Genomic DNA, 15494 nt, shown 5'->3' on the forward strand with positions numbered 1-15494 from the left:
GGACGTATATGAGCCGCTCGCTCCGTGCTGCCGCGATTGCCGGTGTTTCCGCGCTCGCTTTGGGTCTCGCCACTCTGCCGCATTCCGCGCAGGCGGCCGACACCACGCTCAACCTCTTCGCCGCCGATTATGGCACCGGGCCCGCCGACAGCAGCCAGATCTACTGGCAGGGCATCGCCGATGCCTTCCACGCCGCCAACCCCGACATCACGGTGAAGGTTCAGACGGTCAACTGGAACGACTTCGACACCAAGATCCAGACCATGATCCAGAACCGGCAGTTTCCGGACATCACCGAGGGCGACTATTTCGCGAATTATGCGCAGGAGGGTCTGCTCTACAAAGCCAGCGACGTGCTGAGCGATCCCGGCAACCCGATGCCGGTATTCAAGGCGCTCGGCAGCTATCAGGGCGAGCAATACGGCATTCCCTTCACCACCAGCTCGCGCGCCTTCTTCTACAACAAGAAGCTGTTCGCCGAGGCCGGGATCGCCGATGCGCCCAAGACCTGGGACGAGTTGCAGGCGGATGCCGCGAAGATTCAGGCCAAGGGCCATATCGGCTACGGCCTGCCGCTCGGCCCCGAGGAGGCGCAGGCCGAGGCGTTGCTGTGGTTCCTCGGCAATGGCGGTGGCTTTCAGCAAGACGGCAAGTGGGTCATCAATAGCCCGCAGAATGTCGAGACGATGGAGTTTCTGACCAAGCTTGTGACGGCTGGCGATACCGAGCCCAATCCCGGCACCAAGAACCGCGCGGCTATGCTGGAGCAGTTCGCGGAAGGCCAGGTCGGCATGCTCAACGGGATCACGACTCTGCTCCCGATCATCAAGAAGGCCGGGGTGTTGCAGGATAGCGACTGGGGCACCGCGCCCATCACGGGTAAAGCCGGTCCGCTCGACAAGACGCTTGGCGTTTGTGACTTCGCCGCCGCCTTCAAGGGCGATGGCACGAAGCAGGCGGCCATCAAGAAGTTCCTCGACTTCACCTATCAGGACAAATACCAGATCGCTTTCGCACAGGAATACAATCTGCTGCCGGGCACGACATCGGCGGCCAAGGCCATTTCCGTCCAGATTCCGGTTCTGGCGGCCTTCGTCGCGGCCTTGCCGAAGGCCGTGCAGTATCCGAGTGATCCTGTCTGGGCCCAGGTGAAGACGCAGATCCAGCAGATCATCGGCACGGCGATCGGCCCGGATCCGAAGAGCGTTCTCGACACGATCCAAGAGACCGCGCTGAAGGGAAGCTGAGCTAGAATGGGAGTTCTGACAGCGGAGCAGAGCGTTACGACGCGGGTACGGCGAAAAGCCTGGTCGCCCGCGAAACTCGCGCCGCTGCTCTGGGTCGGGCCGGCGATGCTGCTGATCGCGGTGGTCGTGCTGTGGCCGGTGGTGATCATGATCCGCACCGCCTTCCAGCATATCAGCCCGGACGGTTTCATCCTTGGCTCGGCCGGCTGGAAGAACTTCGTTTATCTGTGGCAGGAGCCCGATCTGCCGGGCATTCTGATCCGCACTGTGATCTGGGTGGTGAGCATCGTCGCCTGCACGATGCTCATCTCGCTGGTGCTGTCTCAGCTCTTCAACCAGAAGTTTCCCGGCCGTCGCGCGGCCCGCTGGGCGCTGATCGCGCCCTGGGCTGCTTCGGTGATGATGACCTCGATCGTCTTTCGCTGGGCGCTCGACGCCAATAACGGCGTCATCAATGTCTTTCTCAACGATATCGGCGTGCTGTACGGCTACAATAACAACGCGTCGGATTGGCTGGGTCGCCCGGGTTCCGCCTTTACCTGGATGATCATCGTCGCGATCTTCGTCTCGATTCCCTTCTCGACCTATGCGCTGCTCGCCGGACTTCAGGGCATACCCTCCGACATCTACGAGGCCGCGAAAGTCGACGGCGCGAGCCCGTGGCGCACCTATCGCTCGATCACGCTACCGCTGCTGCGCCCGGCCTTCATCGTGGCGCTGCTGATCAACGTGATGAACGTGTTCAACTCCTTTCCGATCATCTGGGAGATGACGCGCGGCGGCCCCGGCCATCGCACCAGCACGACGACGACCTTCATGTATCAGCTCAAACAAAGCTATATCGGCGAGTCCGCCGCCATGTCCGTCGTGAACTTCGGGATGGTCGTGATCATCGTGCTCATCTACCTGCGCGTGACGGTATGGGGAAAGGACGAGGCGAGCTGATGAGCACTGTCCTTCCCGCCGCGCAGGCCGGCTTTGCGCATCTTCACGAGCACAAGAAGCCGCGCCGCGCGCTGCCGACGCGCACGCTGATTTTCGCTGGTCTCGCCTATCTCGTCGCGGCCTTCTTCCTGCTGCCCTATATCGAGATGGTGATCTCGGCGCTGCGGCCGCAGAACCAGCTCCTCGACCGCAATTACCTGCCAAGCCATTTCGACTGGTACAACTTCATCGATATCTGGAGCACCGGCTTCGGCAACAACCTTCGGATCAGCTTGGAAGTCGCGGGCGGCGCCACGGTCCTGGTTTTGCTCGTCGCCGTTCCCGCCGCCTATTACACCGCGCGACAGCGCTTCCGTGGCCGTAACGCGTTTCTGCTGTTGGTGCTGGTGACCCAGATGTTCCAGCCGACGGCTATGCTCGTCGGACTGTATCGCGAATTTCTCAGCTTCAACATGCTCGACAGCGTGATGGCGCTGATCCTGGTCAATGCCGGCTTCAACATGGCTTTCGCCGTTTGGATCCTGAACGCCTATGTCTCTGCGATTCCGGCCGAGCTGGAGGAAGCCGCTTTCATCGATGGCTCAAGCCGCATCGGCGCGCTGTTCCGCATCACGCTTCCGCTGGCGCTTCCCGGGGTCGTCACCGCGCTCATTTTCACATTCATCAGCGCCTGGAACGAGTTTATCGTCGCGCTCACGCTCACCACCTCGCCACAGACCGAGCCGCTGACGGTGACGCTCAACAGTTACATCGGGCAGTATCAGGTCGATTGGAGCCATCTTTTCGCGGGTTCCGTCATCGCGACCATTCCGGTCATCATCCTGTTCTCGCTGATCGAGGGAAAGGTCGTGGGCGGTCTTACCGCTGGTTCGATCAAGTGATTGCCGGGCCGCGTGTCGAGATTTGCGTTGACGATCTAAGCGGCGCGCTGGCCGCTGAAGAGGCGGGTGCCGATCGCATCGAGCTTTGCGCGGCGCTGTCGGAAGGCGGCATCACGCCCAGCATCGGCCTGATCCGTGCGGTGCTCGGGCGTTTGCGGCGCATTGGCGTGGTTGTCATGATCCGGCCACGGGGCGGAAATTTCCAGGTCACGGCGGAGGAACGGGCGGTCATGCTCGCCGATATCGCGGCGATCCGGGCGGAGCCGCATGCGCCGGGCGTTACTGTCGGCTTCGTCTTCGGTGCGCTGGATGCGGATGATACGGTTGATGTCCCGACGACGCGGGCCCTCGTCGCAGCATCGGCGGGTGCGCCGGTCACGTTTCACAAGGCCTTCGACGAGACTAGGGATTTGTCCGCCGCGCTCGAAACCCTGATGGCGCTGGGCGTCAACCGTGTGCTGACCTCCGGCGGCGAGGCGACGGCGGCGGAAGGCGGCGCGACGCTGCGTGCTTTGGTTGCTCAATCCGCTGACCGCATCACCATTCTCGGAGGCGGTGGCGTGCGGGCACACAATCTTCGCACGCTGCTCGCTGAAACCGGCGTGCCAGAGGTGCATCTGCGCGCCATGCGCCCCGATGCCTTCGGCCGTCCGGTCACTGTGGCGGAGGCTATCGCCGAGGTGCTGCGCGTGGCCCGCGAAGTCGCATGACCTCGGATCCGGTCGTGCTCGCCGTCGATATCGGCGGTACCAGTCTGAAGGGCGCGATTGTCGATGCGAGCGGGCGGCTTCTGCATCAGGAAGCGGCCCATGTCGGCCATTTGCAGGGCGAAGCGATTTTCGACCAGCTCCGCGACTTGCTGGATCGTTTGCGGAAGGAGTCCGAAAGTCGCGGCCTGTCCGCGCGGGCGGCGGCCCTCATCGCTCCGGGCATGGACGAGGTCAATGGCCGCGTCATGTTCGCCTCCAATCTCGGCTGGCGCGACCTGCCGCTGCGGCACCGGTTAGAGCCGCATCTCGCGCTGCCCGTCGCGACCGGCCATGACGTTCGGACAGCGGGCATCGCGGAGGGGCGTTTCGGCGCGGCGCGTGGTGCGCGGGATTTCGCGATGGTGATGTTGGGAACCGGCATCGCGGCGGCGCTGGTTGCCAACGGACAGGCGATCTCCGGCGCGCGCGGCATGGGCGGCGAGTTTGGGCATATGCCGGTCATCCCCAACGGCGAGCTTTGTCCCTGCGGCCAACGGGGCTGCCTGGAGGCTTACGGCTCGGCTGGCGCGATCGTCCGCCGCTACCGCGCGGCGGGCGGTGACCCCGCGCGCACGGCGGCCGAGATCGTCGCCGCCGCCGAAACCGACGCGCTGTGCGGCCGGATTTGGCGTGAAGCGGTTGAGGCGCTGGGCCATGGGCTCGTAACCCTCACCATGCTGCTCGATCCGGCGCTTATCGTGATCGGTGGCGGCCTCGCCGAGGCTGGCGCCCGTCTGTTCGACCCGGTGGGCGACGCGCTGAGATCCGGTCTCGCGTGGCGCGACCCTCCGCCGTTGGTGGCATCGACTCTCGGCGCGGCCGGTGCCTTGTACGGTGCCGCGGCCCTCGGTTTCGAGCGGATCGGCATGGGCGATGCCGTGCAACGGTGGCGGATCATGTGAAGCGGTGAGCGGGCTAGCTCGCTTCGGTTCAACTCGCGCCCGGCACCGACACGACCAGCGGGAACGGTGCCAGCGGTACACAGCCGGTTTCGGTGAGGTGCAGCATCCACTCCGTCCGCGCACCGCCGATCGCGGGATCATAGGCGCCCGGCTCGATCATCAGCACCATGCCGGCACGCAATACCGCAGTCTCGTCCTCGCAAATGCGCGGATGCTCGTGCGGGGCGGTGCCGATGGAATGGCCGGTGTGATGCGGATAGTCGAATCCTGCTCCGCGCACGACGGCGCGGATCATTTGGTGTGCGGCTTGCGCGCTGAGCCCGGGCCGCAATTCGGCTATCGCGCATTGCAACGCCGTGTGTGCCGCATCGAATAGCCGCGTCTGCGGTTCCGTTGGTGCTCCAAGCACGACTGTCGCGCATGAGTCGCCCCAATAGCCATCGACGCGCGGCGCGAGATCCGAGATCACCGCGTCACCCCTCCCGATCCTGCGATTGTCGGGCCAGCCGCCGATCGCGGCGGTGCGTTCGCGGCCCGAAACAAGATCGCCAGCCACGGCGATACGCGCTCCGGCCGCGGCTTCCATCGCCGTGCGGATTTCAGCGAAAAGCCGCAGCTCGGTGATACCTTGGCGCAAGCTTTCCATCATGCGCCGCTGTCCGACCGCCGCCACTTCCGCGCAGCGCCGGAGTGCCGGGATCTCGTCAGGGGTCTTCGTCATGCGCTGGCGACGCAGGGCGGGTGCGAGATCGGAGCGCTCGCCCGGGGGCAGAAGAGGCTCGATGGCAGCCGGATGGGTAACAGGCTCCGTGGCGATTCGGCCGCCCACACCGAGCTTTCGCGACATCGATGTGAAAGCCTCTCGGAAAGCTGCTTCCGCGGGAGTGCCATGTGTTCGGCCATAGCCGTTGTACCTGAATACCTCGCCTTCACGGGGTATGTCTTGGCCGCCTTCCGAGAGTAAAAGACCCACCGCGCCATTTCGGCCGACCAGAGCCAGAACTGGTCCGGCGGCGAAAGGTGAAGCGCCTGCCTCGATCGGTGGCGCATAGCCCAGCGCATAAGCGATGCTGTCGGCGCTGCTGAGCACCGCCCAATCCGCGCCGCTTTCGGCCAGCGCCGCGACTACGCGCGCAAGCCTCTCATCCATCGCCGAGCGCCTTAGCCCGTCGCCCGCGCCGCATCCGACCAATAATGCTGGCCGTAATGCAGCCGGCACGCCTGACGCAGCGAGGCTTCCGGAATATCGCGGCCCGCGAAACGAGCCGGCAAAAGCGGCGCGATTTCCACGGCGGCGGAGGGATCCGCGATGATCCCGCAAAGCGTTTCCGCGAAGGAGAGGGCGGTGGACAGGCCCCCGACATTGCAGCCGCCGATGACGAAAAACCCGTCCACGCCTGGAACCGGGCCGATCAGGTGCTCGTCATCAAGCGTCATCGTCGGCATTCCGCCACGCAGCTTGGCGCCTTCAAGATCGGAGAGAATCGGGAACTCCGCCCGCACGGCCGCCGCTAAGCCCTCCAAAATGGCGAGGTCAAGCGGCATGTCCTCGACGCTGGCTGGAGGCTCGTCCAAAAGCAGCGGCTCGCTTTCGTAGCCGCCGAGCATGAGGCCGCCATCGCAGGGCCGCACATAGACATTCGCATCCAGCACACGGGTAACTGGCTGCTCCGCGCGCACCTCGGCGATGGGGCGGGTGACGACAAGTTGATGCCGGACCGCGATCATCGGCAGCGCGGCCGACCGGGCGAGGCCGCGTGCCCAGGCGCCCGCCGCATCCACCACAACGGGCGCCGAGATGATGCCGCTCGCGGTGCGCACGCCGCAAACCCTGCCACCGTCGAGCAGGATCTCCTCGACCATCGTATTCGGCTTCGACACGCAGCCCAGACGCCGCGCGGCCTCGGCGACACCCGAGGTGAAGAGCGCGGGATCGAGGTAGAGATCCTCGGGAAAATACGCGATGGCCGCCGCCGCTTCGGCATGGAGCAACGGCATAAGCCGCGCCGCTTCCTGCGCATTGACCATACGAGCCTCGACGCCATAGGCCGCCGCGCGCCGTATTTCCTGACGCAATTGCTCAGCGAGTGCCGCGCTACGGGCGAGTTTGAGGCTGCCGCTGCGGTGAAGGCCGATCGGGATTCCAGTCTCCCGCTCGAAGTCCAGCAGCAGCTCGGCACCCCGGCGGGCGAGGCGGGTCATCAGGGCGCTCGGCCGCAGCACCGCGCTCAGTCCTGCCGCTCGCGGCGAGGTCTGGCTGGCGATGTCGTGACGGTCGAGCAACAGGGTGCTATAGCCCGCGCGGCGAAGGTGATAGGCGACGCTTCCGCCCAGGGCGCCGGAACCGATGACGATGGCGTCCGCAGTTTCCGTCATTGGGCCGGTCTCCGTCCTAGGCGTGGCTGCGCCACACTTGACTATTCATCCCATGATAGGATGAAATTGCCAATGTCCCGCGAGGTGACTATGCCCGGCTTGCTGGCGGATAAAATCATCCTCATCACGGGCGGCGGGTCCGGCATCGGTGCTGCGGGCGCGCGGCTGGCCGCGAGAGATGGCGCGCGCGTGATCGTCGCGGACCTCATGCCAGAGGCGGCGGAGCGCGTGGCGCGCGAATGCAATGGCGAGGCCGCAACCGTGGATGTTCGTGAGACTGCCTCGGTCCAGGCGCTGATCGATGGCGTCGCCACCAGGCATGGTCGGATCGACGGGCTGTTTCACACCGCCATGTCGGTGCCGCTGGTCAACAAGAATGACCGCCGGGTCACGGAACTGACCGAAACGACCTGGGAGGCCATCCTCTCGCTGGTGCTCACCGGCACCTTCCTCGTCTGCAAATATGCCGGCCGACAGATGCTCAAGCAGGGCGGCGGCAGCATTGTGCTGACCGCGACGGCGGACGCGCTGATCGGGCAGGCGGGACTGGATGCCTATACCGCCGCCAAGGGTGGCGTCGTTTCCATGACTCGCTCGATGGCCGCTGGACTTTCGCCGGAAGGCGTGCGGATCAACACGATCTGTCCCGGCTTCGTCGATACGCCGCATCAGCGCGAATTCCTCGATGTCCCGGCCTTGCGGGCGCGGATCGAGGCGATGCAGCTGACGCCGATCATGACGGCCGAAGATATCGCGGAAATGGCACTGTTCTTCCTCTCCGATCGCGCGCGATATCTCACCGGCGGAATCCATGCCTGCGACGGCGGCTATAGCGCCTTCAAGGGCCGGCTCGACGTCATGGAGGTCTTCGGTCGTGCGGAAGAGTGACGAGCCACGCACCGTCTTCAGCCAGGTCGTCAATCAGCTCGGCGCGGCTATCCTGCGTGGTGACTACGGTGAGGGTCCGCTGCCGGTAGAGGCCGAGTTGGCGGCGTCTTTTGGTGTCGGCCGCAACCTGCTGCGCGAGGCGATCAAGGTGCTCGCCAGCAAGAACCTCGTCGCGGTCGGACCCAAACTCGGCACCCGCGTGCGGCCGCGTTCCGAATGGAATTTGCTCGATCCCGACGTATTGTTCTGGCTGGGCGAAGTCGAGGGCTCGCTGAATCATTCCTTCGATCTCGTCGAGTTTCGTCTTATCACCGAGCCGCGCGCCGCCCATCTCGCAGCGCTGCGCGCGACCAATACCGAGCGGCGCGCCATCGCGATCGCCTGCACGGCATTGGAGCAATGTGTCGGTCATCCGCATTTGATCGCCGATCGCGACCTCGCCTTCCACCAGGCGATCCATACGGCTTCGCACAACACGCTTCTGGCAAGCATCGGCTGGCGGCTCGGCATGATGATGCGCGTGCAGGTACGCACGACGACGGATCATCCCGGCGCCTTCGAACGCGGGCTGCCCTTGCATCGTGAGGTGACGCAGGCCATTGCGGAAGGCGATGCCGTCTGGGCCGAGGATGCGTCTCGCCGGCTCGTCGCGATGCCCTACACCGATCTTGCCGGCCGGATGCGCGTTCCAGTGCGCCGCCGTCTCGACAGCCAGCTCACGAATCCGCCAAATGGCGGCGGAAAGACGAGCCGACTGAACGTGGGACGCTGAAATCCCCTGCAGCAAGGAGCTTCGATAATGCGCCGCACTCTTCTCACCTTCACCCTTCTCGCCGGACTGGCGGGCGGGCTTACGGGTCTTGCCGGCCCGCTCCATGCGCAAACATCCCTTGCGGGCCAGAAAATCACCGTGCTGCTGCCGCCCTGGGGCACGCTGCCGAAGGACATGACGGATCGCTTCCAGAAGGAGACGGGCATCAAGCTCGATCTACAGACGCTCGGATGGGACGATATCCGCACCAAGGTCGTGACCTCCATGGTCGCTGGCACGGCACCCGCTGACGTGACCGAGGTCGATTGGTCCTGGGTCGGCCAGTTCGGTCAGGCCAATTGGTACACGCCGCTGAACGACAGCATCGATGCGGCGACGGTCGCCGATATCCCGACGACAAAAAGCTTCCGTTTCGCCGGCAATCTGCTCGCCGTTCCGTACAACAACGATTTCCGTATCCTGATCTACAACAAGAAGCTTTTCGAGGCGGCGGGAATCACCGAGCCGCCCAAGACGATCGAGGAACTGACGGCGGATGCCCGCCTGCTCAAGCAGAAGGGCATCGTGACCTATCCGATCGCGCTGCCGCTCTCGGCGACGGAGGGTGTTTCGACCGCCTGGTATCTGCTCACGAAAGCCTTCGGCGGCGAATTGTTCGGACCGAACTACACGCCGCTTTTCACCGATCCCAATAGCGCCGGTTACAAGGCTCTGGCCTGGGAGATCGATGCGTTGAAGACGGGCCTTATCGATCCGGCCTCGACGGGGCTCACCGATGTGCAGATCCAGGACGAGGTGAAGAACGGCCGCGCCGCGATCGATGTCGCGGGCTGGGCTGGCAATCCCTCGACTTATAACGACCCCAAGCAGTCCAAGGTCGCCGGCCAGATCGTCGCGGCCGTGATGCCGGGCGAGGGCGGCAAGAGCCGCACCTTCGGGCTACCCGATGCGCTGGGCATTCCCGCTAACTCTCAGCACAAGGAAGCGGCGGTTGCTTTCATCAAATGGTGGATGGAGCCGGCAAACCAGATCGAGGCGGATGCGACGCTCGGAGACCTCCCGACGCGCACCACGGTGCTTGAGACGCTGAACAAGGAAGGCAAGCTCGCGGCGGGTGACGTGCTGCTCGCGCAGATCCCAACCATCGGGCCGTTGTTTCCGCTCGGTACGCCGCCCTGGTATCCGCAGTTCTCCAGCGCTGTTTCCAGCAGCATCAACGCCGCGGCGAAGGGCAGCATGACGGTGGATCAGGCTGTTCAGCATATCGCGGCACAAGCCAAGCAGGCCATGAAGCAGTAGGCGTGAGTCTTGCCCTCGCGCTAGCACCCGGCAGGCGGCGGGAGACTGGGCTCGGTCTCCTGTTGGCTCTGCCCATCGTCCTGGTGATGGCGAGCCTCGTTTTCTATCCGCTGTTACTAACGCTGTGGGATAGTCTGCACCGCGTCGATCCGATGCGGTACGGCACGCCGTTTGTCGGGCTCGGCCAATATATCGAGCTGTTCAACGACAGCGACGTCGGCGCCGCCTGGGGCAATACGATTTGGCTGGTGATCATGGCGGTGGTCGCCGAGACCGTGGGCGGCGTGCTGATCGCGCTGCTGCTGCAATCGGTGCGGCGCGGCCGCCAATGGCTCCTCGCCGCGGTGATCCTGCCCTGGGCGATGCCGCCGATCGTCAATGCGATTATCTGGCTGTGGATCTACAATCCGAGCTACGGGCTGCTGAACGCGGTGCTGCGCGATCTCGGCGTCATCTCGCACTACCATGTCTGGTTCAACGACCGAGCGACGGCGCTCGCGCTGATCGCCGTTGTGCATGTGTGGCGCATGATGCCGCTAACGGCGGTGATCGTGCTGGCGGCTTTGCAGGGCATTCCGCATGAGCTGTATGAGGCTGCGCGCATCGACGGGGCCCGGCCGTGGCGCAGCTTCGTTGCGATCACGCTACCGCTCATCGCACCAGCTTTGGCTATCGCGCTGACGCAATCGACCATCTTCGCCTTCAACCTGTTCGACGAGGCCTGGATCCTGGCGGGCGCGAGCCTGGATACGCGCACGCTACTGATCGAGACCTATATGCTCGCGTTCCAGAACCTGCATTTCTCGTACGGCATGGCGCTGTCGGTCCTGGTCATGCTCGTGTCGCTGGCAGTGTCGCTGCTCTACGTCATGCGAAGCGGCCGAGGGGCGACCTACGAATGAGGCGGATCTCTGCCAAACCTGTTGGTGTCGTCGTGCTGTTGATTTGGTCGCTCGGGCCGATCTATTGGGCGCTTGCCTCGTCTTTCATGCGGCCGACCGATCTCACCGCGCAGCCGCCGCATTTTCTGCCGCCTGTGGTTACCTGGCAGCACTATGCGAATCTTCTAGGCTTCAACAGCACCTTTCAAGGCCAGCAGGTGCAGTCGGTTTGGCCGCAATTCAGCCGGGCGCTGGTCAATAGCCTGGTGACCTCCGGCGCCGCGACAATCGTGACGGTCGCTCTTGCTGCTCTTGGCGCCTATGCCTTCGTGCGGCTGCGTTTTCCCGGACGCGACGCCATCTTCGCCCTGGTTGTCGCGACGCTCGCCATCCCGGCCTATACGGTAATGATCCCGCTCTACCGGCTGATGATCGTGGTGCATCTGGTCGACACTTATCTCGGCGTCACGCTGATCTATGTTTCCGCCTTCCTGCCGCTGGCCTTGTGGCTCATGCGCAGCGTCTATCGTGCGCTGCCGCTGTCGCTGGAAGAGGCGGCAGCGCTGGATGGCGCGAGCCGGCTCTACACGCTGTTCCGCATCGTCATACCGCTGTCGGCGCCTGGGCTTATCGCGAGCGCGATCCTGACCTTCCTGAGCGCCTGGGGCATGTTTGTGGTGCCGCTGGTGTTTTCACCGACGCTGCATACGAAGCCGCTGACGGTGCTGATCCCGGAATTCGTGACGAAGAACTACGTCGATTACGGGCTGATGAACGCGGCTGGGCTGCTGGCCATTATCCCGCCCGTGCTGGTCGTGATCTTCCTCAACCGGTATCTGGTGAGCGGGTTGATGGCGGGGGCGGGGAAGTAAACCCAGGCGACTCTACGAAAGACCCCCGGAAATCGCCTCCGAGAAGGGCTGCAAAGTCTCGACCGCCCCCTCATCCACCGCCGCGCCACCCGCTGTCGCCTCGCGGTCCGGCAGGCGCCGCCAGCCGCCGCCGCTGAGTATTTCTGTCGGATGGAAGCGCGTTTTGTAGGCCATCTTGCGGCTCTCGGCGACCCAGTAGCCAAGATAGACATGCGGCAGGCTTTGCGTCCGCGCCGCGTCGATCAGCGACAGAATGGCGTAGGTGCCGAGCGACCGGCGCGACTCCTCGGGCTCGAAGAAGCTGTAGACGGCGGAGATGCCGTCCGCGAGGCGGTCTGCCAGGCAGCAGCCAATCAAGCGGCCCGCAGCGCGGAACTCCACCATGAACGTGTCGATGGGCGTGTCCTCGACCATCGCGCGATAGTCGTAGAAGCTCATCGTCGCCATATCGCCCTCGCCGTGGCGGAGCCGCTGGTAGCGCTGGAACAAGGCGAATTGCTCGGGCGTCGCGGTGGCGGGCAGTGCCTCCCGCGTGACATCGGCATTGGCTTTGGCGATGCGCCGCAAGCCGCGATCCGCCTCGAACTGCCCGACGGGGATGCGGATGGGAACGCAGGCATTGCAGCTCGGACAAACCGGCGCATAGGCGATGTTGTGGCTACGGCGGAAACCGGCGCGAGAGAGGCGGTCATGCAGGGCTTCCGCATCGGGTCCGGTCAGCTCGGTGACGACCTTCCGCTCCGTGCGGCCGGCGATATAGGGGCAAGGCAGCGGCGCGGTCGTGTAGAAGAAATTGGGCCGGCGCATGCTCTTGTAGCTCATCGGCCCAGGCGGTCTCCGCTCAGTCAGCTCTGCCATGGCCCCGTCCAGCGCAAGGCGCCCGCTCGCACCACCACGAGTCCGGAGATCATGTCATGGATCGCCCGGCGCCTGTATGTGAAAAACGCCACAGCCAGCCAGATCACACCAGCTGCCAGGGTAATGTAGAGCAGCGCCACGAAGGCCGCAGCCTCTACCAAAGTCGGACGCTCGAGATCGGCCATTCGGCGAACGGCCAACCCCACGGACCTTTGCCCCGGCGTCGCGCCGCCCGGCCCCGCGATCCACAGCGTCTCGTAGATGAAGCCGACAATCAGGAAGAGATGCGCAGGCCCATGCAGCAGGCCGAGGCTCATCACATGGATGACCGCGAAGCCGATCGAGACACCCATGGTCAGCACGGCGATCAGCAGCCAATCGACCACGAACGCGGCGATCCGGCGGCTGGGCACGCCCCAGGTCAGGCTGTCATCCGCGTAGCGCGCTGCGTCTGGCGTCATGGTGACTTCGATAGTGGCATGATCCGGATCTGGCGCGAAACCTCATTCGGCTCAGGGCCGAGCTGCAAGTTCAATCCCTCTCGCCAGGGCAGCAGCAGGTCACGCGTGTGGGAATCGAGCAGGTTGCCGGATTGCCCCGGCGCGATGACGAAACGGCTCTCGTCGAGATCGGAGAGATCGTAGATGGCCCGCAGCTCCGGCCCATGCACGGCGGTGAAGCCATGCGGATCCTTCTCCGTCGGAGCGGGCGCTGAAAGATCGATCGTCGAGTTATCGCCCGGCACCGGGATACTGAGGCGGCCGAGCGCGCCGATCAGCGGCAGGCGGCTCAGCAACGGATGGGCGAAAATCGCCGGATGAGCGGCACCCCAGCGCCAGGCGGCGGGATCGGCGCCGTAGCGGCGCCGTAGCGGCCTCATCGCGCCGTCCAGCGCCGCGAGCAGGACCGGGTTGCAGTCGCCGCCGCACCACATGGCCTGGGCCGCCGTCGTTGCGTTCGGGCCGAGCAGGGAGAGCAGGAAATTGTTTTCCTCGATTGGCGCGTCACCCAGCGAGAGGCCGTTCTCCTTGAGGATCAGGGCGATGATGGCGCGATTCCAGGCGGTGAAGATGAGCGGCTGCGGCCGGTCCAGCGTCATTTCGCCGGCCCAGTTCTCCAGCAGCGCAGCGGCCTTGGCGGCGGGATCTCCGGCCGGGACCTTGAGCTTGCGCAGGCGTGGCAGTTCGGCCGCCGCGAAATCGCTCGTCACATCCGCCTGGATCACGCTGAAACTCTGGACCGACTGGCGTTCCGAGGCTTCGAGCAGCGCGCGGATACGCCGTGCCCGCCAATCGCCATGGGTGTCGCGCGACAGGAAGATCGGGAAGCTCGGCCCGACCGTCGGTTCATTGGCATTGACCAACCTCCCCGAGCGCGGATCGACACTATGCGGCAGCGTGACGCCGCTCGCGAAGCCGATCCAGTCATGCTTGCCATCCGCCCCATCGACCGGCCAAGCGCCATCACCCGCATGCCGGATCGGCACCCGCCCGGTCGTGAAGAAGCCGATGTGGTTGGCGATATCGGCGGCGAGCAGGTTCTGCACCGGGCTCGTGATATGCGCGGCGGCAAGCGCGACATCGGCCATGTTGCGCGCCCGGTCGAGCATCAGCAGGCCGTCCGCATCCGTATCGTGCGGCGCGAGATTGGCCATATCGACGGCGAGAAGGCTGCCGCCGTCAGGCGTGCTGCCGATGACCGGACCGTGGCGGGTCTCGGCGATGGTGAGCACCTCGTCCTTGTGGCCGCGCACGGGAATGTCTTCGGTGCGCATCACGAAGGGCTTCGGACCGTCTGGCGTCTCATAGCTATGCCCATCCGCCGTGCGGTGCTCGATGAAGATGTCCTGCACGGCGGCGCCGGTCGTCGTGAAGGTCCAGGCCACGCGGTCGTTATGGCCGATAACCATGAACGGCAGTCCAGGCGCCGTGGCACCGGCCATGACACCGCTCGGCGTGTCGATGCGGACGAGATACCAGAGGCTCGGAAAGCCGAAGGCGAGATGGGGGTCACCCGCCAGAAGCGGACGGCCAGAGGCGGTATGCGCGCCGGAAACCGCCCATTCGTTGGAAGCCTCAGCGGGCTGAGTGAAAGGCTGCGGAAAATGCCGCGTCCAGCCCAGGGTCTCGGCCGCCGCCGCGGCGAGGCGGGGCAAAGCAGGCTCAAGCGAGGCAATCTCGGGCAACATGCCCGGCACCGGCGGCCATAAGGCGTCGATCTTGGCGCGCGACAGCTTGCCGGACAGCGCGAGACGTTGGAGTTGCTGCCGCCAGTTGCCGGAAAGCCAGAGGCTCATCGTCTTGCCCCAGAGCAGGCTATCGACGATCGACCAATGGGCTGGCTTGCCGAGGAAGACGAATTCCGGCGCGGCAAAGCGCCCGCGCCGGCTGATCCAGGCGTTCACCCCGTCCGCATAGGCCTGCAGCATCGCTCTCGCGGCCGGCGAAAGATCGGCGACATCGGCCTCGGCGCTGCGCCGGACGCCCAGCAACCGCATTTCCCGGTCGTTCGGCAGCGCCGCCGGGCCGAAGAGCTCGGCGAGCGTGCCGCCGGCCGCCCGGCGCATGAGGTCCATCTGGAACAGCCGGTCGCGCGCATGGATATAGCCAAGCGCCGCCGCCGCATCGGTCGCCGAGGAAGCGCGGATGAAGGGAATGCCGTTGCCGTCGAAAGCCACCCCGATCGGTGCCGAGATGCCCGGTAGCGACACCACGTCCTGCTGCGGCGGTAGCACCCGCCACATCAAGGCGGCAGCCGTGGCGCAAAGCACGAAAATGGCGGCACCCACCCCGATCAGTACGCGGCGGAGGAGGCGTGGCAGCCG

General features: G+C 65.1%; 15 protein-coding genes. 10 read left to right on the forward strand and 5 right to left on the reverse strand.

The window, feature by feature from the left end; translation table 11 throughout:
- Positions 1-8: 8 nt before the first annotated feature.
- Genes GSQ92_RS03540 through GSQ92_RS03560 form a run of 5 tightly spaced genes read left to right on the forward strand, consistent with a single transcriptional unit; the run spans position 9 to position 4724 of the window.
- Positions 9-1247, forward strand: coding sequence for an extracellular solute-binding protein (locus GSQ92_RS03540; protein WP_158802067.1), 1239 nt, complete (start codon positions 9-11; stop codon positions 1245-1247).
- 6 nt (positions 1248-1253) lie between these two features.
- The gene (locus GSQ92_RS03545) at positions 1254-2192 is read left to right on the forward strand and encodes a carbohydrate ABC transporter permease (RefSeq protein ID WP_158802068.1); all 939 of its coding nucleotides are present in this window, start codon (positions 1254-1256) and stop codon (positions 2190-2192) included.
- A complete protein-coding gene (locus tag GSQ92_RS03550; RefSeq protein WP_158802069.1) occupies positions 2192-3073 on the forward strand; it encodes a carbohydrate ABC transporter permease in 882 nt (293 codons plus the stop codon). Before GSQ92_RS03545 ends, GSQ92_RS03550 begins: the two co-directional genes overlap by 1 nt.
- A complete protein-coding gene (locus GSQ92_RS03555) occupies positions 3070-3783 on the forward strand; it encodes a copper homeostasis protein CutC (protein WP_216849956.1) in 714 nt (237 codons plus the stop codon). The genes GSQ92_RS03550 and GSQ92_RS03555 overlap by 4 nt, the downstream gene beginning before the upstream one ends.
- Positions 3780-4724 carry an ROK family protein gene (locus GSQ92_RS03560; RefSeq protein ID WP_158802070.1) on the forward strand — a complete coding sequence of 315 codons (945 nt, stop codon included), beginning with the start codon at positions 3780-3782 and terminating at the stop codon, positions 4722-4724. Before GSQ92_RS03555 ends, GSQ92_RS03560 begins: the two co-directional genes overlap by 4 nt.
- A 28-nt stretch (positions 4725-4752) precedes the next feature.
- On the opposite strand, the gene GSQ92_RS03565 is transcribed toward GSQ92_RS03560, so the two are convergent.
- Both GSQ92_RS03565 and GSQ92_RS03570 read right to left on the reverse strand, forming a co-directional pair.
- A complete protein-coding gene (locus GSQ92_RS03565; protein ID WP_158802071.1) occupies positions 4753-5874 on the reverse strand; it encodes a Xaa-Pro peptidase family protein in 1122 nt (373 codons plus the stop codon).
- Positions 5875-5885: 11 nt separating this feature from the next.
- The gene (locus GSQ92_RS03570; protein WP_158802072.1) at positions 5886-7100 is read right to left on the reverse strand and encodes an FAD-binding oxidoreductase; all 1215 of its coding nucleotides are present in this window, start codon (positions 7098-7100) and stop codon (positions 5886-5888) included.
- Between the two features lie 72 nt (positions 7101-7172).
- Here GSQ92_RS03570 and GSQ92_RS03575 point away from each other — a divergent pair, with 72 nt between their 5' ends.
- The 5 genes from GSQ92_RS03575 to GSQ92_RS03595 are packed head-to-tail and all read left to right on the forward strand — an operon-like array spanning position 7173 to position 11812.
- A complete protein-coding gene (locus GSQ92_RS03575) occupies positions 7173-7988 on the forward strand; it encodes an SDR family NAD(P)-dependent oxidoreductase (protein ID WP_216849957.1) in 816 nt (271 codons plus the stop codon).
- Positions 7975-8760, forward strand: a complete 786-nt coding sequence (locus tag GSQ92_RS03580; protein WP_158802073.1) for a FadR/GntR family transcriptional regulator — start codon at positions 7975-7977, stop codon at positions 8758-8760. Before GSQ92_RS03575 ends, GSQ92_RS03580 begins: the two co-directional genes overlap by 14 nt.
- A gap of 27 nt (positions 8761-8787) precedes the next feature.
- Positions 8788-10059 (forward strand): sugar ABC transporter substrate-binding protein, encoded by a 1272-nt coding sequence (locus tag GSQ92_RS03585; RefSeq protein WP_159013048.1) that lies wholly within the window; start codon positions 8788-8790, stop codon positions 10057-10059.
- A gap of 2 nt (positions 10060-10061) precedes the next feature.
- Positions 10062-10961, forward strand: coding sequence for a carbohydrate ABC transporter permease (locus GSQ92_RS03590; RefSeq protein WP_216849960.1), 900 nt, complete (start codon positions 10062-10064; stop codon positions 10959-10961).
- A complete protein-coding gene (locus GSQ92_RS03595) occupies positions 10958-11812 on the forward strand; it encodes a carbohydrate ABC transporter permease (RefSeq protein WP_158802074.1) in 855 nt (284 codons plus the stop codon). Before GSQ92_RS03590 ends, GSQ92_RS03595 begins: the two co-directional genes overlap by 4 nt.
- Before the next feature lie 12 nt (positions 11813-11824).
- On the opposite strand, the gene GSQ92_RS03600 is transcribed toward GSQ92_RS03595, so the two are convergent.
- Genes GSQ92_RS03600 through GSQ92_RS03610 form a run of 3 tightly spaced genes read right to left on the reverse strand, consistent with a single transcriptional unit; the run spans position 11825 to position 15458 of the window.
- Complete coding sequence (locus GSQ92_RS03600; RefSeq protein WP_158802394.1) at positions 11825-12634, reverse strand: arginyltransferase; 810 nt, start codon at positions 12632-12634, stop codon at positions 11825-11827.
- 23 nt (positions 12635-12657) lie between these two features.
- The gene (locus GSQ92_RS03605; protein ID WP_158802075.1) at positions 12658-13131 is read right to left on the reverse strand and encodes an RDD family protein; all 474 of its coding nucleotides are present in this window, start codon (positions 13129-13131) and stop codon (positions 12658-12660) included.
- The gene (locus GSQ92_RS03610) at positions 13128-15458 is read right to left on the reverse strand and encodes a penicillin acylase family protein (protein ID WP_158802076.1); all 2331 of its coding nucleotides are present in this window, start codon (positions 15456-15458) and stop codon (positions 13128-13130) included. The genes GSQ92_RS03605 and GSQ92_RS03610 overlap by 4 nt, the downstream gene beginning before the upstream one ends.
- Positions 15459-15494 lie beyond the last annotated feature (36 nt).

Origin of the sequence: Acidisoma sp. S159, assembly GCF_009766125.1 — a bacterium.
Classification (GTDB): Bacteria; Pseudomonadota; Alphaproteobacteria; order Acetobacterales; family Acetobacteraceae; genus Acidisoma.

Excerpts from the sequence above, each read along its gene's own strand:
- GSQ92_RS03565 (WP_158802071.1), bottom strand. The coding sequence starts at position 5,874 with ATGGATGAGAGGCTTGCGCGCGTAGTCGCGGCGCTGGCCGAAAGCGGC.
- GSQ92_RS03540 (WP_158802067.1), top strand. The coding sequence starts at position 9 with ATGAGCCGCTCGCTCCGTGCTGCCGCGATTGCCGGTGTTTCCGCGCTC.
- GSQ92_RS03585 (WP_159013048.1), top strand. The coding sequence starts at position 8,788 with ATGCGCCGCACTCTTCTCACCTTCACCCTTCTCGCCGGACTGGCGGGC.
- GSQ92_RS03600 (WP_158802394.1), bottom strand. The coding sequence starts at position 12,634 with ATGAGCTACAAGAGCATGCGCCGGCCCAATTTCTTCTACACGACCGCG.
- GSQ92_RS03570 (WP_158802072.1), bottom strand. The coding sequence starts at position 7,100 with ATGACGGAAACTGCGGACGCCATCGTCATCGGTTCCGGCGCCCTGGGC.
- GSQ92_RS03605 (WP_158802075.1), bottom strand. The coding sequence starts at position 13,131 with ATGACGCCAGACGCAGCGCGCTACGCGGATGACAGCCTGACCTGGGGC.
- GSQ92_RS03575 (WP_216849957.1), top strand. The coding sequence starts at position 7,173 with ATGTCCCGCGAGGTGACTATGCCCGGCTTGCTGGCGGATAAAATCATC.
- GSQ92_RS03545 (WP_158802068.1), top strand. The coding sequence starts at position 1,254 with ATGGGAGTTCTGACAGCGGAGCAGAGCGTTACGACGCGGGTACGGCGA.
- GSQ92_RS03595 (WP_158802074.1), top strand. The coding sequence starts at position 10,958 with ATGAGGCGGATCTCTGCCAAACCTGTTGGTGTCGTCGTGCTGTTGATT.
- GSQ92_RS03550 (WP_158802069.1), top strand. The coding sequence starts at position 2,192 with ATGAGCACTGTCCTTCCCGCCGCGCAGGCCGGCTTTGCGCATCTTCAC.
- GSQ92_RS03560 (WP_158802070.1), top strand. The coding sequence starts at position 3,780 with ATGACCTCGGATCCGGTCGTGCTCGCCGTCGATATCGGCGGTACCAGT.